The following is a 21,354-nucleotide window of genomic DNA, read 5'->3' as shown; positions in this document are numbered from 1 at the left end:
TAATTGGCAAAAATATACAGTAGCCCTATCTGAGAATGAAATGAATTTGGATGTGGCCATGCCTTTACATATCGAGACCCCATTACTTCGCTCTGCGCCGCTTTCTCGTGCGAATAACCGAGAAGTTTGGCTAAAACTGGAAAACTTACAGCCACCGGGCTCATTCAAAATTAGAGGGATTGGCCACGCGTGTACTGTCTGGAAAAATAAAGGGGCCACCAAATTTGTGTCTTCTTCCGGTGGAAATGCGGGTTTGGCGGTGGCTTATGCGGGAAAAGAGATGGGGGTGCCAGTGACTGTTGTGGTGCCAGAAACCACCACTAAGCGAGCGATCCATTTCCTGAAACAAGAAGGGGCAGAGGTCATTGTGCATGGCAAAAGTTGGTATGAGGCCAATGCACTGGCAGAAACCTTGATTGAAGAGGGCGTGGCATTTATTCATCCATTTGATGACCCTCTGCTGTGGGAGGGGCATGCCAGTATGATCGATGAAGTGGCGAAATCTGGGTTAACCCCCGATGCAGTCGTGCTCGCGGTGGGGGGAGGTGGTTTACTGGCGGGTGTCGCGGAAGGGATGCAAAGAAATGATTGGGCAAATGTCCCGATAATTGCGGTGGAAACGGTAGGGGCGGGCTCATTAAACGCAGCGATATCTGCAGGAAGCCCCGTTGAAATCAATATTACCCAAACAGTCGCAACCTCTTTGTGCGCGAGAAAAGTCGCTCATGCTGCATTTGAATGGACGCAACAACGTCCTGTGATCTCTCGGTTAGTCTCCGACCAAGCTGCATTATCAGCATGCGATCAGTTTTTATTCGATCACCGCATGTTAGTCGAACCCGCTTGTGGGGCGGCATTGGCCATTGCGTACGAATCTTCGCCTGTGTTGGAACATTATCAGCGTGTGTTGGTGATTGTGTGTGGTGGTGTTACTGCCGATATTGAACAAATTCGCCAATGGAAACGGGAGGCAAAATGAAAGCGATCACCGCCAACGTTAGCTCTTCGGTGAAATGGGATGGACTACTGCTGTTACTCACTGCCATTGTGTGGGGGACGAGCTACGGCAGTAGCAAATACTCCTTACTGTTTATTTCCGTGATGGGGCTTATTGCAGTTCGATTCTTACTTACCGCCGCTATTTTAGCCCCCTATTTCATGCGCTTGCCACGTAGGGTGCAATGGCGTTGTTGGCAGGCTGGGTGGCCTGTGGGGGTGGGTCTATTTGCTATTTTTATGGCCGAAATTGGTGGGGTGGCACACACCACGGCAAGCCGTGCGGCATTTCTAATTAGCCTATGCATGATCTTTACGTTACCGGTGGAGTGGCTATGGATGAAAAAGCGTCCGGTGAACTCCTGTTGGTGGGCGGCAGGTGTGGCGTTCATCGGGACGTGGTGCTTAACCGGTGGGGTCAGCGATCATTGGAATATTGGTGATGCGCTCATGCTAATCGCGGCGGTGCTCCGTGCGTTTCAAGGATGCCTCGTCACGCACTGTGCTAAGAAATATCAGCCAGATCAGCTAGGGCTTACGGCCGTGCAATCGATGATGGTGGGAGCGATGGGCTTAATGTGTTGGTTAGTGCAAGCTAAGGGGCAAATTACCTTGCCGACGCAAGCCAACTTTTGGATCGTCATTGTTTATCTGGTACTCGCCTGTACGCTATTTGCCTTTTACGCCATGAACCGCGCTTTGGCGAACACCTCACCTGCTAAGGTCGCTGTGCTTCTGGGTAGCGAGCCATTTTGGGGGGCTTTGTTTGCGGTGCTATTTTTAGGAGAGGAACTGACCATGATTGCGTGGCTGGGGGGATGCCTAATCATGGTCAGTGCATGGTGGGTAAACCGCGCAAATGCTAGCTAAAATCGGTAACGACTTGAATCGTGCTAGTGAGTGTTTTGTGTACCGGACATTTATTGGCGATCTCGGTTAGGCGAGCTTTTTCTTCCGCATTGAGATTGCCAATATAATGAATGTGGCGGGTAAATAGATGAGTACCCGCTATCATGGTTTGGCTAACCGATACTTCTACATCGTCTAGCGCCATTTCTTTTCGTTTGGCGTACATGACAATCGTCATGGCGGTACAACTACCTAAGGCCGCCGCCAATAGATCATGCGGTTGCGGGCCTTGATCGTCGCCACCTAAATTGACGGGTACATCGGCAACCAAGGAATGGTTGTCTATCTGGATGTGCTGCTGGAATGTACCATTCCCTTTTTTCACAATGACCGGCATTGTTTTCCCCTCTATTTTGAACGCTTCAGCAGGCTAATTAGCTTGCCACTGCTTGCATTAATACATGATTCTGGTAGGTTGTAAATAAAGATAGTTTAGGGAAATGTCATAGGTGTTCGTTTGGTAGAATCGACGGATATTTATCCAATTATCTCTGTCAATAGAGTGATTAAACAGTTGTGCAAGTCGCACAAGAGTTAGGGCATTCATGTGATAAATAGAAATGGCGTCAAACGTTTGCTAAATAACATCGCTGCGTCTATTTTTTGGCCCCGTATGCTGTGGATGTTGGTATCGATCGAAATATTTGTAATCGGTGCAGTCGCCAACTCTGTGATGGGCGAATGGGATATGGTGGCTGGGCAAGGCATCTTCACTTGGATCACTTTACCATTATCTATCTTTTTCCTCTCGTTTCCTGTTGTGGTGATTTTCTTGCTGATATTCACCGGTGTCGAGAAAGTTTGGCGGGCACCTAGCCGTTTGAGAACGGTTGTGAAGATGGGTTTGCTGTTGGTGATATGGTTATTCACAGCGGCATCTATATTGAGCGAGTACCTTGTCTACTTAGGCAATACTTGGCTTTGGTATGAGCCTTATTTCTTTTTTCTGCATGACTGGGGACGTCTCTCGGTTGTATTGGCAGTGCTAGCTTGTTTCTGGGATAGGAAACACTATTCCATTCAATGGCTGAAGCGCCTTTTTGTAAAGAAAGCATCTAGCGCTTAAAAAATAAAGCTAAGTAAATTAACTAGGCAAAACTTTTTGTCTAGACTATCCTCCAAATGATTGGTACAAATTGATCAATTACCCAAAACGTAATGGAGAACCCAATGAAATCAAAAAAAACAGAACAAGCCATTGAAGCGCTAAACCGGATTATGGAGTTAGAGCTTGCTGGCGTGGTTCGCTATACCCACTATTCATTAATGGTTTATGGTTATAACCGTATTCCTATCGTTTCTTGGTTAAAAGGCAATGCCGATGAAAGCTTGGCGCACGCACACAAAGCGGGTGAGTTAGTCACCTTGCTCGGCGGCCACCCATCATTGAAAATTGGCCAATTACTAGAAACCGAGCAGCATGATATTGGTGATATTTTGCGTGAGAGCTTGGCGCATGAAACCAATGCATTGAATGCATATTATGACCTGCTGAAAATCGCGGAAGGCGAATCTGTCTTGCTAGAAGAATATGCGCGAGAAATGATTGTGCAAGAAGAGTTGCACCTAGACGAAGTGAACAAAATGCTTCGCCGTCCTGGTGATACTGCGCCGTACAAAGAATAATCGACTTGTTCAGTATTTGAACTAGTGGAGAAAGAAAAAGCACTTGTCCTAACGGATCAAGTGCTTTTTTATGGCTTTATTTGGCGCTGTGGTTAATACGTGGACGAATTAACCAACACCAAACCCCTAGCGCAACCGTCGCCCCTAAGACAATCGCACAGCCTACATCTAACCAGCCGTCATCTTCAAACAACGCACCAACTAATGTGAAGGTTGTCGCCGCTGCGATGCCGACAGGCCATTTCCATATTCCCCAATGATGTTGATGGCCCTTTGTTGGGTGCTTTACGGTGCGCATGGGATGACCTTTCTGCTTTGAGAGCGATATTTCACCACCCAGAGATAGAGCCCGCTAATTAACACCACAATCAGTAGGAGGTCTAGTAAGGCCCAGAGTATTTTCATTGGCAACCCACCATAGTCACCAAAGTGCAGTGGCTGAGAAATCTTTAGCACATAAAAGTACCATGGCAGCGTTCGCGTATCGGTAAGTTGGCTGGTGCTGGCATCTACCAGTACGGGTTTTAACAGCCGTTTGGAAAAAGCCTCATTTCCACGCATAAAAAAGGTGTAGTGGTAGGGGCTAGAGAAAGTGGTTCCCGGGAAGGCGACAAATTGCAGCGCTAAATTGGGTTCTGCAGCGAGAGCACTTTTCATGGCCGCATCAAATGAACCTAACTTGGCTGGGGCTGGTTTACCCTTATAAGGGGCAATCATGCTGGCTAATTGATCTTCTTTCCAATGATCTACTAACAAATCGCCAAATGAATTAATGGCCCCTGTTGTGCCGACAATTAAGCACCACGCCAAGGTAAGTATGCCTAGGAAATTGTGTAAGTCTAAGCGGCGAGTTTTAGTGCTAAGATGCTGGCGAATTTCACCGAATGCCAACTTCCGCATAAAGGGGGCGTAAAGTACCACCCCGGAAACCAGGGAAATGACAAACAATATGCCCATCACGCCAAGGAATATCATGCCCGGTAAGCCCGCGAACAAATCGACATGCAAGGAGAGCATGATGTTCATGAAGCCACCTTCCAGCGGTGGTTCATTTAGCACTTGGCTAGTACGAGCATCGACGGCGACTTGTTTGTAACCACTCACAGGAACCGTTGGATTGGCTAAAGTAATAAACCAAGCACGGTCATCCTCTTCATCTTGAGAAACAAACATAGGCTTTTTGTCAGGGTAGCGACTTTGAGCAACGGCTAATACCTGATCCAGATTGGCTCTTGGTGCATCCACCGCCATGTTTGGCGCGGACACAATGGTGCCTGTTGCTTCGGCAATTTCATGAAAAAAAATCAACGGTAAACCGGTGATACAGAGCATCAGCATAAACAAGGTACAGACCAAGCTGCTCCATTTGTGCAGCCAGGTCCATTTCTTGAGTGCCGAAGAGGAATTAAACCACTTCGCTATCATCATGCGATTTAGAACTCCATACTCGCAGATAGCGTAAGTGTTCTTGGCGCGCCTGCCGTTAGGTAACCAGCGTCTGATGCGCCACCAACGGATGCCCAGTAAGATTTATTCGTCGCATTGTCTAGACGAAGGCGCCATGTGGTGAGCTTTCCGCCTATTTCTGTAATGTAACGAGCCCCCAAATCTAGACGTGTCCATCCAGGGACTTTGAGCGTGTTGCTGGTGTTGGCATAGCTACTGCCTACTTTGGTTACTCGTGCATCCAGTGTCAGGCCAGAGACCCCTGGTACATCCCATTCTGCACCAATCGTCGCCTGATGTTTGGCGACACCAATCACTTGTTTGCCTTCCGTACTACTTGAGCCGGTTGCCATCTGACGGGCATCGGTATAGGTCAACCCACCTAAGATGCGAATTCCTTTTTTGGGTTCGCCCCACCAATTCAGTTCGACACCTTTGTGACGATTCTCCCCACTAATGGCATAGACATTGCTCGCATTGGTATAACCGCGAGGGCGGGTGGTTGAATAAGCTGCCAAACTCACGCCTGTGCTACCGGTATCCCATTTCACGCCAATTTCTTTTTGCTTAGAGACATATGGTTCGAACATTTGTCCGACATTGGTGGTGCCTGATGGGGCGGTTGGGCCTTGCGCAAGGCTCTCTACATAATTAGCGTATAGTGAGGTAGATGGGGTCACGCGGAAGACGACGCCTGTCAGGGGACTTAACCGTTGCTTATCGTATGTGGCTTGTGGTGCATGGGTAGTATAGGCCCAGTTGGCCACCTTGATTTGCTGCTGTCTTGCGCCTAGTGTGACTTTTAACTTGTCATCAAACGCAGAGAGGGTATCTCCAATCGCCAAGCTAAATAGATTGGTTTCGGCGGTTTTTTCTGGGTTTGCAAGCTGGTTGCCATAGTAGGTGCTGCCGCTAAAACCTGGTTGTGCATAGGTAGTTGGCGAGTACAAGTTCGTTGCGAGTGTGTTGTTATAGTCCATTGCATAGGCATTGCTGGTTTCCTGATGGAAAAAACTAGTCGCAACAGTCCATTCATGAGCAATGCTACCTGTATTTAGATTGCCTCTAATGCCAGCCTCTCCAGTTAGGATGTTATCTTTGCGGGTATTATCGAATCGATAAACGGTACCACTACCGTCATTACTATTCACGGTTAGGTTGGCAAGCGAGTTGCTTTCATTGCTTTGTCGCATGCCTAATGCACCCCACGCAGTTAATTGGTCGCTTAGGTCGTATTCGCCACGGACAGTCCCAAATACATCTCTTTCGTTTGAGTAACTCCATGGTTGTGCATAGTTACTGCTGCTATCTGGCGCAGCAGGGACGATTGTCACACTAGATCCTAGCGTGACATTAGGGCGAGGGGCTTTTAATAAATTTTCTTGCCAACCAATATCTGCAGATAGGCGTGCGTGATCGTTTCTCCAGTCTAGGCCGATAGAAGCCACATTGAGTGTGCTGTTTTCATTGGCAATTGCGGTGTCGCCACTGCGATGAGCGGCATTTAAGCGTATGCCCATCGATTTATCTTCACCAAACCGGCGAGAAAGATCCGCAGCCACACTGGTTTGCCCTCCGGTAGACACACTGGTGGTGATGCGATTTAAGTCTTCATTGCCGGCACGTTTAGGCAGCAAGTTGATTGCGCCGCCGATACCGCTCCCGCCAGGCGCGGCACCATTTAGAAAGGCAGATGCCCCACGAAGTACTTCGACACGTTCAAATAATTCTGCTGCAATGTACTGCCTAGGCAATAGGCTATATAGCCCGTTATAGGCAATATCATCTGAATACAAACTAAAGCCACGAATCACATAAGATTCTTGGAAGTTGCCATATCCTCTAGCAACGCGAACGCTGGCATCATTTTGCAAGACATCGCCAACGCTTTTGGCTTGTTTATCCTGAATTAACTCGCTGGTATAAGCGGTTGTTGAAAAAGGGGTTTCCATGATGTCTTGATTCCCCAAAATGCCCACTTTTCCTCCTCTGGCGACTTGCCCCCCTGCATAGGGAGCAACTAACCCTTCAGCAGACGCATCAGCACTTGGGTTAACAACAATGGTCTCCATTAGCTGAGGGTTTTCCGCAGATGGGGTTGTTGTGTCTGCAAATGCAGCCTGGCTAAAGGCCGCTGATAGTGCAACGACTAAAATGGAAAGGGGAAAAATGGGCTTGTGCGAGTTCATGCTAGAAGGCTCTTAATGGCAAATGTAGGATTAAGTAATTTTTTATTGAATGATTGTAATAATCATTCTCATTATCGTATGTATGTGTGGATAATGAAAAGACATGGATGTCTTATTTTTCGATACTCTGTTGCAACCTTTCGATGTTAGGTTGCGATACAGGATTGGATGGCTAACAATCAATACGCGACTAGAGAGGTTATGTATCTAGGCTGAAACGAACAGGAAACTCTACCCAGCTAGCAACAGTTTCATTGCCTTTCTTTGCAGGAAAGAATCGCCATTGTTCTACTGCGGCCAATGCCGCTTCATCTAGCAGTCGGTAACCACTCCCTTTTTTAACCGCAATTTCTCGTGGCTTGCCTTCCTCATTCACCCAGACTTTAATCCATACCACCCCACCCACACCTTGTTCTCTTAGTAGGGAAGGGTAGTTTGGGCTAGGGTTGAACGCATAATCCGGTTTGGCTTTTGTAATCGTCTGCTCGACCGTGCTTGGCTGTGCAGCGGGGGTGTTTGCAGCAGAAAGACGAGTCGCTTCTACACCGACGCTTTGCGTTTTCTCTGTGGTGACCGAATTGCTGCTGGTTGACGATTTGACGGTCGTGGTTAGGTTAGGCAAAGACGTTTCTATTGTGTGGCTAGTTTGAGCCATGGCATTGACGGTTGAGGCAACCACTGGTTTAGACTGGTGGGATAAGGCTGTCTGCGGTTTGGGATGTGGCGAAACTGCCTTCGTTGGTTCCGGTTGAATATCTGTTTGGGGCTCAGGGACGAGCGCTTCCGATGGTTTTACTGTCTCGATCTCAAAACTAATGTTGAGTGACCGATTGCTAGTGGATGACCTGTGATAATCAGACTTTGCATCCGGTAAGCAAGCGACGATCAATAGACCCATGCCAATATGGAAAACGAGACTACTGACATGTGCAAACGCAACGGGGCGATGGATCTTTTTCATGCGGCTAACTCGCTCATATGCCGAGTTTCCTTTGGCACTAAGAGACTAGTGCCAGATTCCGAGAGGGCAGTTTCTAACTGAATGCCGTATAGCGTTTCTAAGGCGGGGCGAATGAGGGGTGACGCCGGCAAATACCCAAATTGCTGACCCGATTGAATCATCAGTATCTGGTCGAAGTGCTGAATAGCTTGGTTCATATCGTGCAAGATGGCGACTAGACCATGCTCACGCTCGGCAACAAATTGCTGAATACTCGCCATGAGTGATAACTGTAGCCCCGGGTCGAGTGCGGACAACGGTTCGTCCACTAATAGCAATCCGCCTTCCACATCCCAAAGTTGGGCAAACACTCGGGCAAGATGGATGCGCGCTTTTTCCCCGCCAGAGAGAGAGTCAAATCGTCTATTAAGCAAATGCTCTGCTTGGGCTAGCTTCGCTGCGGATTGGACAATCTTGCCAAGCTGCGGATCAAACCGTTTACTGACCCGTCCTAACTGAACAATTAACTTACACTCAAAACCAAAGGCAACATCATGTTGCTGGGGCAGTACCGCACGGATCTGACTAAGTTCGGCAAGAGAGTAGTCTTCAATGGCTTGCTGGTGCAGGAAGAGTTGACCTTCTCCCTTTAGACGCTCGCGGCTAATCAAACTCAGAAGGGTCGATTTTCCGGCACCACTTGGACCAATGATGGCGATTCTTTCCTTGCGACTGACTGAAAACTGAAATGGGCCAAAGGTGGCATTACCAAGCGATACGCCGACATTGTCGACTGCCAAAATTGGCGGTGATGTATTGGCTAACTCTCTCATGTCTCACCTCATTTTTCGTTGGCTATTGAGTAAAGAAAGAAAAAAAGCAGCACCAAATAAAGAGGTAAAGGTGCCTACAGGGATTTCTGCGGGGATGACGAGGGTTCTTGCTGCCGTATCGGCGATCAGTAATAGGACACTACCCATTAGCATCGATAGCGGTGCTAATGTACGCAAGTCTGCGCCAAGTAATGTTCTGACTAAATGCGGAGCAATTAATCCAATAAAGCCGATCATGCCGCACCATGCAACTGCAAACCCGCTGAGTAGGGCGACTAGCAACACTACTTTTAACCGTAAGCGATGCACATTGATGCCAATATGGGTGGCAACGGTTTCTCCCATGGCAAGCGCATTCATTTGGGAAAGTAAGTGTTTCACCGCAAAGAAGCTGCCTATCAGAAGTACCGCTACGACGCCTACCAATACCCAGTTGGCCGCACTTAATGAGCCCAATGTCCAAAATGAAAGGCTGCGTAATTGTTCATCTGTTGCTAAGTAAGTGCATAGTCCCAGAATCGCGGCGGCAATCGCATTAAGCGCGATTCCCGTCAGCAATAAGCCCGCAATTGAGCCCATGGTTAGCCAATGGCTAAACCGATCTAACAATAAACAAACACCAACCGCCCCGATAAAGGCTGTCGCTGGTAGTAACCATGGTCGCCAGCTAAAAGGAATACTGTCTAAATTAGAGAGGAAAACGATACTTAATGCGGCAGCACATGCGGCACCACTACTGATGCCAAGTAGACCCGGGTCCGCTAAAGGGTTGCGAAACAACCCTTGCGTTAGCGTGCCGCACAGCCCCAACACGGCACCAATCAGTAGGGCAAATAAAATCCGTGGTAAACGAATTTCCCATAGCACGTATGCGCTACCGTTGAGTGTCTCCCAGCGATGCTGCCAGCCCGCTTGCCAATCGACGAAGCTGACAGGTACTGCGCCTGCTTGTAAGGCAAAGAGAATGGCGCATAGCGTCATTAGACTAAGGCTTGCCCACGGAGAGAGTTTTAACCAGTGCAGTAGCGATAGTCGCTGCATCACTTCTACTCGCATGGCTCACGCCTTTAATGATTGTTGAAGCACTTGATCCAGTGCTTGAAGCGCTTGCGGCATCCTTGGTCCAAACCCAAGCATTAACATTGCTTCTTGGGACACTATCCGTTGCGATTTCCCCGCCGGCGTCTGAGCAATACCAGGCAGTTTTAATGCGCCATTTACCCCGCCAATCGCGGATAAGCCTTGGCTGGTAAATAACACAATATCTGGTTGTGCCGCGATGACGGCTTCGGTTGTCATGGGCTTATAGCCGCTTACATTCCCCATCGCATTGTCCATGCCCACATAGTCCAGCATGGCATCTGCACTGGTTTCCTTGCCTCCTACCATGATCTGGCTAGGGCCGTGAGATAGCACAAACAAGACTTTCTTTTTACTTCTCGTTCCCGTAGTAATCTGAGTGCGCGCAGCCGCCCAGTCGGCTTTTAGCTGTTGAATCTGTTTGTTGGCGAGCGCCTCTTTGCCAAGTAATTTGCCTACCGCTTGGAAGCGGGTAAGCATGCCTTCAAATTGATGGTTAGCGGGTAAAATCGCTACATTGACTTTGGCCGATTGTAATTTGCGAATGACATCGGGAGGGCCCGCATCTTCTGTTGCCAAAATAAGATCCGGCGCGAGTGATAAAATGCCTTCAACCGACAATGCACGCGCATAACCAACGCTTGGCAATTTCGTCGCGGCCTGAGGAAATAGCGATGTGGTATCCACCCCGGCTAGCTGTGGTGCTGCACCCAAGGCATACACCATTTCCGTTAATGCGCCACCAATCGACACAACACGACTGGGCAAACGTGCTCCGGCAGCTAAGGCCTCTGTCAGCGGTTGCAATAGGGTTAAACAGCTGATGGCTCCGCCATATTGCAGTAAGCTTCTGCGATCTAAGCGGGGGAGCGTCGCAGGAGTCTTTAAGCCGCGCATGAGGTGCTCTCCTCTAGTAACCCATCAATCAGACGACGCCATTCACAACGCTCAGGCTTGCCGGGTTTTCTCGCACCAAAAAACATAGCAATGACATTGCCTGCCTCATCATAAATTTCTAGAGAGGTGACTAAACCATCAACGGTGGGTTTACGAACGACCCAACTATTCGCAATCAGGTCTTCTCTTAGATGAAGATTAAACCCCGGATCTAACACATTTAGCCAAGGTCCCATTACCGCAATTTTCGTCACCGTACCTGTGTGAATTTGGATCACACCGTGGTTAACCACAAACACCATGATTTCGATACCTAGGCTCGCCGCACTTTCTAAAATCTGATGGGTGCTCGATTTATCGACCGCTTGTGCAAACTCCGGTTCGGCTAGGCGTAATCCTTGTGTTCGGCTCACGCCAAATTGCTTGAGTAAGCCAAAAAACTCATGGGTGTCGCGTAGGCTACGCCAGGCAGTTCTAAATCCATTTATATCAATCCGATCATCGGGCGCATCTATTTTGGCAACTGGTTGCAGGGCTGCCTTCGGTGGTAAGACGAGTTTTTCTGCACTTTGGAAACGGCTAACCAACGTAAAAAAAGCTTCCCGATTACTTGTCGGTTTTAAATACACTTTGTGTATGGCCACGCCTTGATGATCAAAGAATTGCAGACTAATTTGTTCTGTTTTGCCGGACTGATCGGTCACTGCAAAACCATACGCCCATTCTTTATAAAAGAGGCGCAGATCAATTTCAGTTCCAATCACCAAGCCAATATGTGTCGATTCATTCGACTTCAATTGGTAGACGCCGGTTTTTTCATGAACGCAAGCGGGGTTGCGGGTTAGCGCCATAACTTCCCCCACGCTTTCTAATGCTTGAATAATCTCAGACCAGCGCGGTAATAACGCTTGGCTAGATAATGCACTCATATCCGATGGCAGTTGCTGGTGAGCTGCGATCATTTCACCTTCACTTAAGCCAAGTTCTGCGGCCACTTCGATATAACGTTTGCCGGTAGATTGCTTTAAGGCCGCGACACGAATCACTAAATCCGCTTCTCTATTCGTCATGACCTTACTCCTAGTGCGCAGTTCTATTGGGCGCAGCGAGTGCGTCCATTTCAGACTGATGTGCTTTGCCAGTGGTTTGGTGTCCCACTTCATTGCGATGACGGAACTCAGAAAGTCCATTGCCTTCTAGTACAAAGGCCTTGGCAAATCCGGCCACAAATGCACCGCGAACCGGTTGTAATTCATACAGATGAAAATCCGCTAGTTTTCGAAGTACTTCGATAAAGCGGCCAAACTTTTCTTCAAATGCATTGAGTACGACGTCAAATTTTGCTTCGTCTCTCGGACAATGGGTCACTTCGCAAGAAAGCGTCAGCCGTTTTCTGCCAAACACATGGCTGGCGCTGGTTTCGTCTTCAATAAATAGCGCACTGCATTGCGGGTGATGACGCAGATTGTGGGTATGTGCCGCCAGTTCACTCACAAAAATGTAGTATCTTCCATCCTTCTCAACGAAAGGTGCATAGCTTGCCTCTGGCTCACCAGAAGCGCTGACGGTGGCGAGCTGCAGGCTAGCAAACTGCGACGGAAACGCATCGCACTCTTTTTTAAAAACGGCTAAATCTAGAATCGATCCCATCTTTCCCTCCTAACTTAGAAGTCATACTTCATCGTGACGACAAAATTACGTCCGGCAGCGGTATACGCATCAATGACGCTACTATTCGCGGTTAAGCCCCTAGCATCCGACCAACGCCAGTATTTCTTGTTAAACACGTTGTTTAAGTTGGCATTGAAGGTTAGTTGTTTGCTTGGCTTCCAGTAGAGGGAAAGGTCCATAATGGTGTAAGCGGGCGTGGTAAATTGGGCGCTTCCATTTACGGAACCTACTTCATTCGCCTTCTTCGCTTTGCTATGTGTGATGGTTGCTTTACCACCATACGTGCCGGCATCGTAACCAATACCCCAAACCACTTTTAGTGGATTAATGCTATCGAGTGGGGTGGTGGTGCTTCCGCTTGTACTGTCGCCTTTGGCATAGGCAAAGCCAGCATTCATCGACCATTTATCAGTGAGATTCCATTCAGTGCGTGCTTCTAGGCCGCGAATGTGGGCATTGGCTAGGTTGATGTACTGATAAACACTCGGGTCTGCCGACGTACCAGAACCGCTTACTACTTGCTGACTAATAAAGTCTTTGTAGCGGTTATCAAAGGCGGACACCGAATAACGGAATTGATCTGTCTTACCGCGTAAACCCAGCTCAATGCTATTGACGCGTTCCGCTTTTAGATTGGCGTTACCGACACTGGTATAGCCATAGGTCGGATTGCTAAACGAGGTATTCACTTGGTCTGGTGTCGGCGCTTTAAAGCCTTTGGCGACTTGCAAATAAGGCGAGAAGGCTGGGTCGAGTTTCCAAATAAGCCCTAGTCTTGGCGTTACCGCTTGATCAGATAAATTAACAATAGTACCGGTATAGCCAGAGGATGAAGGGGTTAGCTGGTACGAATCAAATCGTAAGCCAGGGATAATGCTTAGCTTACCTAATTCAATTTCATCTTGAATAAAGGCACCTGCTAGGGTGTATTTTGTATCTGGAAAGGGTTTGCTTGGGAAGGTTTCACCAGCCGGCGCCACGGTTCCATCACGTAAACTAGACAGGTTCGATTGGCTCCAATCAAAACCATAGGTTAAGCGCTGGTTAACGGCACCACTTAAATTGCTTTCAAATAAGCTAGAAATCCCGACAACATCTTGCTTGTAATGGTTATCTCTCGTGCGATCTGCTGCCGTATAGCGATCTTCGGTAGTGAATTGATTCACTTCTGCTTTTTGCCAATACAGTTTGGTTTCCGCTTTTTGGAACCAAGGGGCATTCACATCACTAAATTGATGTTCGATCGAAACGCGTTGACGCTTAGTGTGGTCGGTCGCATCGGTATCAATCACGCTAGTTGACGCACTCGCTGTGACCGCACGGGCAGAGTACACTTCAGTCTCTTGATCGCGTTTTAGATCTTCAAACGCAATACCTAATTGGTTGGCTGCATTGACGCGATACTTCAGTTTCCCAAGCACATACTGGCTATCATAGTCCACCGGGTTTGCTGCTGTGCGGTTACTGTTTTGGCTATTATCGCTGCCCATATTCTCGGTTTCATGACCTTTACGATAATTGGTCACTAGTAAACCTTGCCAATCTTCATTTTGGCCGGCAACCGCCGCTGTTGTGCTTAGCGATTGATCAATGCTGGCGTAACTTGTCTTGATATAACCACCAAGTGTTTGATCTTTCTTCAGTACATCACTTGGGTCTAACGTTCTAAAGCTAACCGCGCCTGCTAATCCATCGCTACCAAATTGGGTAGAAGTCGGGCCACGCAATACTTCTACGGCTTTTAACCCTTCAATATCGATAAAATCCGCTCTAGATGTCGCCATCGATCCAAAAGAGAAACTATTCGGTAAACGAACCCCATCCACCATCATCAGCACTTGGTTGCCTTCTAACCCGCGGATATTGACGCTCTCGTTACCTGCCCGTCCTGTTGATGCACCCGCCGCAGTAAAGCGGGTTGGCGCACTGCGCACAGACACATCTAGCTCATCTTCGAGCATGTCTTTTACATTCTGCGCACCTTTTTCATCGATCTGTGCTTTGGTAATGACACTGACGGTATTCGGGACGTTATCTACTTTTCGTGCGGTACGTGTCGCAGTAACCGTCACTTCTTTGAGTAAAACGGTTTCATCTTCAGATGGAGTTGGCTGATCAGCGCTATAGGCGGGCAATATTCCCCAAGCCATGCTTAGTGCCATCGCCAAACGGGTCATCGTTGGCATGCTTGCTTTCCTTTGCAGGTAGCACTGGCTGGCGGCGGCTGGCTTGTGCGAATAGTGTGTTAAAAATTACTTAGTTAAAATGAGCTTACCTGTCGAGGTTTTCCTTAGCAGATATAACTGGCCATCATGCAATATTTCTAATACGCCATCTTTGCCAAGCAATTGCGTACTAGACACAGGCGCGGGGTGGCGCTGTTCTACGCCATTGTTTTTTGCACGAGAAACCGATGCTGCAAGCTCATCGATAGAAGGGTGATAAGTATTCATGCGATTATTGTAATGATAATAATTATCATTATCAAGTATAAATAAATACTTTTTTGCAGTTAAATTTTGTAAGGAAAAGGCATGTCTAATCTAGCGAACGCAGACTTGATCACGTCCGCCATGTTTGGCTTCGTATAGCGCAATATCTGCTCTAGCCACTACATGATCGAGTGATTCACCTGCTTGCCATTCTGTTGCGCCAATACTGGCTGTGATTTTTAAGGGGTGGCTACCCAAGCGAATTTCTTGGCTGGCAATCCGTTTACGCAATCTTTCTGCTGTTGCTTCCACTTGATCTGGGCGTTGAAGGAATAATAAAAACTCTTCACCACCCCAGCGCACCACCATTTCATTCGTGTGTGCTTCTTCTTGCAACAAGTGGGCGATGTGCTTTAACACTGCATCCCCTTCTAAGTGGCCAAACTGATCATTTATATTTTTAAAGTGATCAAGGTCAACTAACAGTACTTGCGGCGCTTTCGATGTTCGTTGAAAACGTTTTTTCCAAGCAGGAATGCGCGCTAAGAAAGCGTGACGGTTTAAACATCCCGTTAACGCATCGGTAGAAACCAGATGATTTAATTGGTTCTGGTTCTTCTGAATCGTAATAATGATGATGGCTAAAATGAGTAGGAGCACCGGCGTGCTGGTGGCCATTTGCAAAACAAGGTCGCGATTTAATCCTGCTAATGCTTCCGTTTCATCTTGTTCAACCAGTAAGTACCAACTCAAATCAGGAATGTAGCGAACGTTTAACAGCATATTGTGCTGATTTTTTACGTATTCTAATCGGAGTGGTGCACGCATTTTATCGGCGGATAAAATCGTACCAACATAGTTGCTAAGACCTGAAATATTTTTGAGTTGTTGCCCAACCCCGGTCAGAACTAAATTTCCCTGCTTATCCGCAAAGTAAATATGGCGATTAAAGCGCTTTTCATATTCATGAACAAAAGAAGCGATCTTATCAATCGTAAGACCAACGCCGGTAATCCCCAAAAACTTGCCGTTACTATCGACCACTCTGTGGTTAATAAAGACCGTTAACCGCCCACGATTAGCTTCGTCAGAGTCCACATCTACCACGTAGTCGGTTTTCATCGCACGTGCTCTGAAATACCAAACATCGTGATGATCCTTCTCACTAATGGTTTTTAACACGCCATTGCCGTAATAATAGCGGCGGGTCTTTTCTGAAATAAAAAAGCTACTCACTGTTCCGTATTTATCTTTTACTTCTTTTAAATAACGGTTTATTTGTGTCACGTCCCCCTCTCCATTGATGATCCAGTCCTTTAAGAACGTATCGTGTGCCATCAGTGAAGAAATAAAGATAGGACGTAAAATATCTTTATTGATTTCGGAGTAAATCGTATCGCCAGTGAGCGGTAAGCCTTGCTCGATAATACTTTCGCGAATTTGGTGACGAGAGTTTTGATAAACAAAAAATGTGCGGAGTGCAAACCCAGCTAGCAGCAGTAAACTAACAATTAATGCTAAGCGATATTTATGAATAAACTGCGGCACGAGTAAGTCTCAAACAAAGTATGGCAGGTATAGGCTAATGGTCATTGACGGTAAGCGTCAAATTGCTTCATCAAAGTAATTGATAATTACTATAAATACCATCTGTTCTAGTTCATTCTTACAAACTGTTACTGTTTTTGTGGTATTTAAAACAATATTCTATTGCAAGTGGTAACGGGCACACCGAGTGATTCATACGCTTGGAACGTTGGCGAACGTCGCCTGTTACCATGACTCTCTTCTTGACGATACTTCGTATTATGAAGTCCCTGCGTACTGTAAACTTTGACAAATCTCACTGAGTTTCATCATTGCTGTTTTCATTTCTAGACTAAATGGCGATCCACAGCTTAAACGCAAGCAATTACGCTTCGGTGACTGGCTAAAGAATAAATCACCAGGTGTGACTAATATTCCCAATTGCTTGGCTTCTACATACACATCTAGCGCCGAAATATGCCCCGGCAACTCTAGCCAAAGTACAAACCCACCATCTGGCCGGCTAACGCGCGTACCCGGTGGCATGTGTTGTTGTAACGTCTCAATAATCTCTGGTAATTGCCGTTGTAAGCGCTCTCTCAATTGCAGCAGATGCTTGCTGTAATCGCCTTGTTGTAAAAAGCGATGCATCACCAATTGTGGCAAGGAAGAAACCGCAATATTTTGTTCAATTTGTAACTGTTTAATGCGTGGTAAATAGCGATTGGTCGCACACCAGCCAAGCCGATAACCCGGCACCGCCGTTTTAGAAAATGAATTGCAATAAATTACCCGATCCTTGTCATCAAATGCTTTTATTGGCTTAGGCCGAGCATTCGAGAAAAACAAATCACCATAAACATCATCTTCAATAATCGCAAAATCGCGTTTGTTAGCTAAGGTAATTAATTGAGCCTTGTGTGAATCTGGCATCGAGAAGCCAAATGGGTTCTGAAAAGAAGCAGATACAACAACCGCTTTAACAGGGAAGGCATGGCACGCCTCTTCTAACGCGGCTAGGTCAATCCCTGTCTGACTATCCGTTGGGATTTCAATCACTTGCAGTTGAAGATTTTGCAATAACTGCAACAATCCAAAATAGGCAGGAGATTCCGTCGCCACGATGTCGCCCGGTTGCGTGCACGCCCGTAGTGACAAATAGAGCGCATCGGTTGCGCCATTCGTAATCAGTACCTCATCCGCATGTAAATTACCCCCCCATTCAAAACTGCGGAGGGCAATTTGTTGCCGTAGTGCAGGGTGCCCGGGGCTAGAAATATACTGCCCAAGGCTCGCCATTTCATCCCTAACGACAGCCCGCAACGCCTTCTCTAAGCCTTGAACGGGTTGCCAAATTACATCTAGTTCTGCCGTTGCAAACGAAAATTCGGTTTCCCCAATCGTTGGCTGAAGCACTTCATCGACTAGCGGTAACGATTTTACATCGGCAGGTTGAATGGCTATTGGTACCGTCTTTTCAGGAAGCCTCGGTGGATTGATTCGATTCACAAAAAAACCACGTTTGGGCTCGCTACGGAGCAAGCCAAGCTTCTCTAAATGCTCATAGGCTTGTAGCGCCGTTCCCAGACTGACTCCAAACTGTTTGGTAATTTCACGCAACGACGGGGCCTTTTCCCCCGCAGGTAAAATGCCCGATTGAATCTCACGACTCAAACGTTCAGAAATTTCCATGTAACGGTGGAGTTTTGACATGATGAAGGTACAGATATTCCTAGCGGTGAAGTCTATCGGTTAACTGCAAACGTCATTGTCGCTATATGAGACAATTAAACGATGGGTGAACGAAAACGCTATTGATGCGTTAAATACTACAATTGAATAACAACTGAGCAGCATAACATGAGCAAGAAAGTCTGGTTATTGGATTTAATCATTAGCATCCTATTGCCATGGTTAATCTATGACCAATTACATGATAGAGGCTTTAGCGAAACGGCGGCGCTCCTTTGGTCTGCGCTTCCGCCCTTGGTGTGGAGTTTGGTTGAGCTCATCTGGCATCGCCGAATGGATATCATCTCTGGCGTTTCATTACTTGGTATTGTGTTATCAATCGGCGCCATGTGGCTCGGCGGTAGTCCTCGATTAATTTTGGTCCGAGAGTCGTTTATCACCGGTGCGTTAGGCGTGGTTGCGCTGGCAACATTATTGCTAAAAAGACCGGCGCTTTATTACTTAGCCAAGGCAATGGTCGCAAGAGAAGGGGAGGCTACTGCCAAACGGTTTGAGCAGCAAATGGAGAGCACAAATGCTAACGTTGCGATGCGAACATTAACCCTCGTCTGGGGGTCTGCAATGGTTTTTGAATGTGTTTTACGCGTTTGTCTAGCGTTTACTTTACCGTTAGAGACCGTGTTAATCGTATCTCCTGTCATTTTTTACGTCGTCATGGGCGGGTTAGCCGCATGGACCTTACTCTACCGTAAACACCTGAGAAAACAGGTGGGTCGATAATGGACAGCGCAAACTACCTAGCTTAGCTGCTACAGGTGTTTGTTGTTGCCTTACTAGGCCGAGAATGAGGGCAGTTTTGCTCTAATACCGGTTCACCATCAATAAACATAATGAGCTGGTCGGGTTCAAACTTTGTCCATGTTTCATTATCGGTCAGCGGAAGTGTCGCAATCACGGCAACTCTATCCGTTGGGGTCGTCACGGTACTAAAGTCGAAGGTGACATCTTCGTCTAATAGATGGGCGGTGGTAAATGGTGCTTTACGGACAATATAACTTAAGTTCGTGCTGCAATGTGCGAACATAAATTTGCCGTTTGACAAGATAAAGTTAAACACACCAAATTCAGCCAATGTAGACGTGATTTCTTTTAATTCAGCAAACAACACCTCTGAAGATGGCATTTTTTCATGTTTGCTTCGTAACTTTTCAAGTAAATAGCAAAAGGCTTGTTCGCTATCGGTGCTACCTACAGGCTGATAAAAATGGCCTTTACCCAGTTCTGGCGGTAGAGACTTTAAGTCCCCATTGTGGGCAAATAACCAATATTGCCCCCACATTTCGCGCTGAAATGGATGGCAATTCGCTAAAGAAACCACCCCCTGTGTTGCTTTACGAATGTGGGCAATTACATTAATCGATTTGATTGGGTAATGGTCGATAATGCGAGCAATAGGAGACTCACTTGCCGCCTGATAGTCTAAAAATAAGCGACAACCTGCTTCTTCAAAAAAGCCAATACCAAATCCATCGCTATGCTGATCAGTTACCCCTGCGCGCTGGCGAAACCCACGGAAAGAAAAAGCGATATCCGTTGGTACATTACAGTTCATTCCGAGTAACTGGCACATTTCTAGTCCTTTAATACAGTCTGGGATATTGCAAGACAAAGGTATTTAGAGGGGGAAATAGCCTATTTTACCTTTTCTAGACTTCTCCTAGTGCCTAACATCTTACCAGAAGACCAAGACTAAATATATGCCAATGCTAGCCTAGCATAAATAACCAATTGCTAATTGCAATCGTTAATGCTATTTAAATATTTAGATATAATCTCATCATCTGAAATAGTAATGATGGGGCAAGCGGGCCGTTGAAAAAAAAGTGTATATTGATAACCATTAAAAATGGTTCGGCAACATGTTTTTGTCTTTTATTTATTACGGATAGTATTTTTTGAAAGTAAATTGAAGGCTAATTAGCTATATTGTGATTGTATATTAAAGTTATATTTTCTTATGAGGCATGATATGAGAGTTTTTGTATTTGTTTTATTTTTAGTTTTTTCGAATATGGCGCGAGCTGTTCAATTGACTCCTGATTTGCTGCCTAAGGGTGTAACCATTAATGCAGGATCGGGTGGGTCTGATCAAGCAGTGCTAGTTGGAGTTGAAGCAATTGGTAGGCATGTGGTTAAGGCAAGTTATGTCGTAATTTCTTACTATGGCTCTCCTAGTGTGGCGGAATATCCGTTTAATGAAGGGGGTGCTGATGAGCCAACTACAGGAACGCCTGTATATAACTACTACATCAATTGCCAAAAGCAGACGTATAGTGATGCAGTTGATGGTGTAGACAAATGGGCATGGAAAAAATATAAAGAAGGGACTGCAAAACCTTGGACCGCAGCACCACAATATGGTGATGTCAAACTTCGTTTTCCAGAACAGTTTAAGAGGTTGTGTGACTTGACAAAGGACTGGTAGCTTTTGATTTAATAACAGTCTATGTAATAAGGTGGGGGGTAATTGATTGCATAAATGGTAGCTATTTTACAATGGCATATTATTATAAAATATAATGCGTGCGGATGAAAAATAAATTGATAATTCTTTATCTGATTAACGACAAATGTCCATCCGGTTTTAATTCAATTCGCATCCGGTTTTTTGCAGGGAGGAAGGTCAGAAAAGCGTTGTCTTGTCGAACAATCAGTGATTCTTCATCACCGGTTAAATAACGAAATCTAGCAATCGACAAGTTGGGCGTTTTGATTAGTGGGCGCAAAAGAAGAGCTTCGCCATTTCGCTCATCAATAAAGTCTAGTAGTAAAACGTCTGGTTTAACGAGTTTGTACTGCGTTTCTAATTGAGGTTGTGCTGTGAATACCGGGCTGTCTATTTTCGGCCCTTGTGGCGTGCTTAAGCGGGTTTTGTAGTAAGTCGAAGGGTCTGCGCTGCTATCACTAGGCACGCATTCATATACGCGCCAGTGATAGCCAGATAATGTCTTATCAAACACCGATTGAAAGCAAGGATCATTTAAAACGGGTTTCGCAGCCATCGCACTACTCCCCACTAAACAAGTCATTACTAGCAACCAGTGCTTTTTCATTCA

General features: G+C 46.5%; 22 protein-coding genes. 6 read left to right on the top strand and 16 right to left on the bottom strand.

What is annotated here, in order from left to right:
- The first annotated feature begins 58 nt into the window (after nucleotides 1-58).
- Nucleotides 59-979 carry a pyridoxal-phosphate dependent enzyme gene (locus LIN78_RS10290; protein WP_227180714.1) on the top strand — a complete coding sequence of 307 codons (921 nt, stop codon included), beginning with the start codon at nucleotides 59-61 and terminating at the stop codon, nucleotides 977-979.
- Nucleotides 976-1,866, top strand: a complete 891-nt coding sequence (locus LIN78_RS10285; protein WP_227180713.1) for a DMT family transporter — start codon at nucleotides 976-978, stop codon at nucleotides 1,864-1,866. The genes LIN78_RS10290 and LIN78_RS10285 overlap by 4 nt, the downstream gene beginning before the upstream one ends.
- Here the strand turns inward: LIN78_RS10285 and LIN78_RS10280 are convergent.
- Nucleotides 1,859-2,242, bottom strand: coding sequence for an OsmC family protein (locus LIN78_RS10280; protein ID WP_227180712.1), 384 nt, complete (start codon nucleotides 2,240-2,242; stop codon nucleotides 1,859-1,861). The genes LIN78_RS10285 and LIN78_RS10280 overlap by 8 nt on opposite strands.
- 210 nt (nucleotides 2,243-2,452) lie before the next feature.
- Between LIN78_RS10280 and LIN78_RS10275 the strand changes: the two genes are divergently transcribed.
- The gene (locus tag LIN78_RS10275; protein WP_227180711.1) at nucleotides 2,453-2,971 is read left to right on the top strand and encodes a hypothetical protein; all 519 of its coding nucleotides are present in this window, start codon (nucleotides 2,453-2,455) and stop codon (nucleotides 2,969-2,971) included.
- Between the two features lie 104 nt (nucleotides 2,972-3,075).
- Nucleotides 3,076-3,531, top strand: a complete 456-nt coding sequence (locus tag LIN78_RS10270; RefSeq protein WP_227180710.1) for a ferritin-like domain-containing protein — start codon at nucleotides 3,076-3,078, stop codon at nucleotides 3,529-3,531.
- Nucleotides 3,532-3,607: 76 nt separating this feature from the next.
- On the opposite strand, the gene LIN78_RS10265 is transcribed toward LIN78_RS10270, so the two are convergent.
- The 13 genes from LIN78_RS10265 to LIN78_RS10205 form a co-directional block, all read right to left on the bottom strand.
- Nucleotides 3,608-3,829 carry a hypothetical protein gene (locus LIN78_RS10265; protein WP_227180709.1) on the bottom strand — a complete coding sequence of 74 codons (222 nt, stop codon included), beginning with the start codon at nucleotides 3,827-3,829 and terminating at the stop codon, nucleotides 3,608-3,610.
- Nucleotides 3,817-4,959, bottom strand: coding sequence for a PepSY-associated TM helix domain-containing protein (locus LIN78_RS10260; RefSeq protein WP_227180708.1), 1,143 nt, complete (start codon nucleotides 4,957-4,959; stop codon nucleotides 3,817-3,819). Before LIN78_RS10260 ends, LIN78_RS10265 begins: the two co-directional genes overlap by 13 nt.
- Before the next feature lie 5 nt (nucleotides 4,960-4,964).
- Entirely contained in the window at nucleotides 4,965-7,166 is a 2,202-nt protein-coding gene (locus tag LIN78_RS10255) for a TonB-dependent receptor (RefSeq protein ID WP_227180707.1), read from the bottom strand.
- A 199-nt stretch (nucleotides 7,167-7,365) separates the two neighbouring features.
- Complete coding sequence (locus tag LIN78_RS10250; protein WP_227180706.1) at nucleotides 7,366-8,127, bottom strand: energy transducer TonB; 762 nt, start codon at nucleotides 8,125-8,127, stop codon at nucleotides 7,366-7,368.
- On the bottom strand, nucleotides 8,124-8,939 hold the full coding sequence (locus LIN78_RS10245) for an ABC transporter ATP-binding protein (RefSeq protein ID WP_227180705.1): 816 nt from the start codon (nucleotides 8,937-8,939) through the stop codon (nucleotides 8,124-8,126). Before LIN78_RS10245 ends, LIN78_RS10250 begins: the two co-directional genes overlap by 4 nt.
- A 3-nt stretch (nucleotides 8,940-8,942) precedes the next feature.
- Complete coding sequence (locus LIN78_RS10240) at nucleotides 8,943-9,995, bottom strand: FecCD family ABC transporter permease (protein WP_227180704.1); 1,053 nt, start codon at nucleotides 9,993-9,995, stop codon at nucleotides 8,943-8,945.
- A 3-nt stretch (nucleotides 9,996-9,998) separates the two neighbouring features.
- Nucleotides 9,999-10,916 (bottom strand): heme/hemin ABC transporter substrate-binding protein, encoded by a 918-nt coding sequence (locus LIN78_RS10235; protein WP_227180703.1) that lies wholly within the window; start codon nucleotides 10,914-10,916, stop codon nucleotides 9,999-10,001.
- Nucleotides 10,904-11,986: a hemin-degrading factor gene (locus tag LIN78_RS10230; protein WP_227180702.1), complete on the bottom strand. Its 1,083-nt coding sequence runs from the start codon at nucleotides 11,984-11,986 to the stop codon at nucleotides 10,904-10,906. Before LIN78_RS10230 ends, LIN78_RS10235 begins: the two co-directional genes overlap by 13 nt.
- Nucleotides 11,987-11,996: 10 nt before the next feature.
- Entirely contained in the window at nucleotides 11,997-12,566 is a 570-nt protein-coding gene (locus tag LIN78_RS10225) for a HugZ family pyridoxamine 5'-phosphate oxidase (protein WP_227180701.1), read from the bottom strand.
- 14 nt (nucleotides 12,567-12,580) lie between these two features.
- A complete protein-coding gene (locus LIN78_RS10220; RefSeq protein ID WP_227180700.1) occupies nucleotides 12,581-14,773 on the bottom strand; it encodes a TonB-dependent hemoglobin/transferrin/lactoferrin family receptor in 2,193 nt (730 codons plus the stop codon).
- A gap of 66 nt (nucleotides 14,774-14,839) precedes the next feature.
- Nucleotides 14,840-15,040 carry a hemin uptake protein HemP gene (gene hemP / locus LIN78_RS10215; RefSeq protein WP_227180699.1) on the bottom strand — a complete coding sequence of 67 codons (201 nt, stop codon included), beginning with the start codon at nucleotides 15,038-15,040 and terminating at the stop codon, nucleotides 14,840-14,842.
- Nucleotides 15,041-15,130: 90 nt separating this feature from the next.
- A complete protein-coding gene (locus LIN78_RS18345) occupies nucleotides 15,131-16,567 on the bottom strand; it encodes a sensor domain-containing diguanylate cyclase (RefSeq protein WP_227180698.1) in 1,437 nt (478 codons plus the stop codon).
- 258 nt (nucleotides 16,568-16,825) lie between these two features.
- Nucleotides 16,826-18,259 carry an aminotransferase-like domain-containing protein gene (locus LIN78_RS10205; RefSeq protein WP_227180697.1) on the bottom strand — a complete coding sequence of 478 codons (1,434 nt, stop codon included), beginning with the start codon at nucleotides 18,257-18,259 and terminating at the stop codon, nucleotides 16,826-16,828.
- Nucleotides 18,260-18,406: 147 nt separating this feature from the next.
- Between LIN78_RS10205 and LIN78_RS10200 the strand changes: the two genes are divergently transcribed.
- Nucleotides 18,407-19,018 (top strand): VC0807 family protein, encoded by a 612-nt coding sequence (locus LIN78_RS10200; protein WP_227180696.1) that lies wholly within the window; start codon nucleotides 18,407-18,409, stop codon nucleotides 19,016-19,018.
- Nucleotides 19,019-19,040: 22 nt separating this feature from the next.
- Here the strand turns inward: LIN78_RS10200 and LIN78_RS10195 are convergent, their stop codons facing one another.
- Nucleotides 19,041-19,868, bottom strand: a complete 828-nt coding sequence (locus LIN78_RS10195) for a class II glutamine amidotransferase (protein ID WP_227180695.1) — start codon at nucleotides 19,866-19,868, stop codon at nucleotides 19,041-19,043.
- 399 nt (nucleotides 19,869-20,267) lie between these two features.
- Between LIN78_RS10195 and LIN78_RS10190 the strand changes: the two genes are divergently transcribed.
- Nucleotides 20,268-20,723, top strand: coding sequence for a hypothetical protein (locus tag LIN78_RS10190; protein ID WP_227180694.1), 456 nt, complete (start codon nucleotides 20,268-20,270; stop codon nucleotides 20,721-20,723).
- Nucleotides 20,724-20,850: 127 nt separating this feature from the next.
- Here LIN78_RS10190 and LIN78_RS10185 read toward each other — a convergent pair whose 3' ends face one another.
- Nucleotides 20,851-21,351 (bottom strand): hypothetical protein, encoded by a 501-nt coding sequence (locus tag LIN78_RS10185; RefSeq protein WP_227180693.1) that lies wholly within the window; start codon nucleotides 21,349-21,351, stop codon nucleotides 20,851-20,853.
- Nucleotides 21,352-21,354: the final 3 nt, after the last annotated feature.

Source organism: Leeia speluncae, assembly GCF_020564625.1.
GTDB classification, from domain to species: Bacteria; Pseudomonadota; Gammaproteobacteria; order Burkholderiales; family Leeiaceae; genus Leeia; species Leeia speluncae.
Note: the sequence above shows the minus strand (reverse complement) of the source record. Positions and strands in the feature narration are given on the sequence as shown.

Coding starts and splice junctions, on each gene's coding strand:
- LIN78_RS10190 (WP_227180694.1), top strand. CDS start 20,268: ATGAGAGTTTTTGTATTTGTTTTATTTTTAGTTTTTTCGAATATGGCG.
- LIN78_RS10280 (WP_227180712.1), bottom strand. CDS start 2,242: ATGCCGGTCATTGTGAAAAAAGGGAATGGTACATTCCAGCAGCACATC.
- LIN78_RS10245 (WP_227180705.1), bottom strand. CDS start 8,939: ATGAGAGAGTTAGCCAATACATCACCGCCAATTTTGGCAGTCGACAAT.
- LIN78_RS10260 (WP_227180708.1), bottom strand. CDS start 4,959: ATGATGATAGCGAAGTGGTTTAATTCCTCTTCGGCACTCAAGAAATGG.
- LIN78_RS10205 (WP_227180697.1), bottom strand. CDS start 18,259: ATGTCAAAACTCCACCGTTACATGGAAATTTCTGAACGTTTGAGTCGT.
- LIN78_RS10185 (WP_227180693.1), bottom strand. CDS start 21,351: ATGAAAAAGCACTGGTTGCTAGTAATGACTTGTTTAGTGGGGAGTAGT.
- LIN78_RS10195 (WP_227180695.1), bottom strand. CDS start 19,868: ATGTGCCAGTTACTCGGAATGAACTGTAATGTACCAACGGATATCGCT.
- LIN78_RS10255 (WP_227180707.1), bottom strand. CDS start 7,166: ATGAACTCGCACAAGCCCATTTTTCCCCTTTCCATTTTAGTCGTTGCA.
- LIN78_RS10290 (WP_227180714.1), top strand. CDS start 59: ATGCCTTTACATATCGAGACCCCATTACTTCGCTCTGCGCCGCTTTCT.
- LIN78_RS10225 (WP_227180701.1), bottom strand. CDS start 12,566: ATGGGATCGATTCTAGATTTAGCCGTTTTTAAAAAAGAGTGCGATGCG.
- LIN78_RS10265 (WP_227180709.1), bottom strand. CDS start 3,829: ATGCGCACCGTAAAGCACCCAACAAAGGGCCATCAACATCATTGGGGA.
- LIN78_RS10285 (WP_227180713.1), top strand. CDS start 976: ATGAAAGCGATCACCGCCAACGTTAGCTCTTCGGTGAAATGGGATGGA.
- LIN78_RS10270 (WP_227180710.1), top strand. CDS start 3,076: ATGAAATCAAAAAAAACAGAACAAGCCATTGAAGCGCTAAACCGGATT.
- LIN78_RS10220 (WP_227180700.1), bottom strand. CDS start 14,773: ATGCCAACGATGACCCGTTTGGCGATGGCACTAAGCATGGCTTGGGGA.
- hemP (WP_227180699.1), bottom strand. CDS start 15,040: ATGAATACTTATCACCCTTCTATCGATGAGCTTGCAGCATCGGTTTCT.
- LIN78_RS10235 (WP_227180703.1), bottom strand. CDS start 10,916: ATGCGCGGCTTAAAGACTCCTGCGACGCTCCCCCGCTTAGATCGCAGA.
- LIN78_RS10250 (WP_227180706.1), bottom strand. CDS start 8,127: ATGAAAAAGATCCATCGCCCCGTTGCGTTTGCACATGTCAGTAGTCTC.
- LIN78_RS10240 (WP_227180704.1), bottom strand. CDS start 9,995: ATGCGAGTAGAAGTGATGCAGCGACTATCGCTACTGCACTGGTTAAAA.
- LIN78_RS10200 (WP_227180696.1), top strand. CDS start 18,407: ATGAGCAAGAAAGTCTGGTTATTGGATTTAATCATTAGCATCCTATTG.
- LIN78_RS10230 (WP_227180702.1), bottom strand. CDS start 11,986: ATGACGAATAGAGAAGCGGATTTAGTGATTCGTGTCGCGGCCTTAAAG.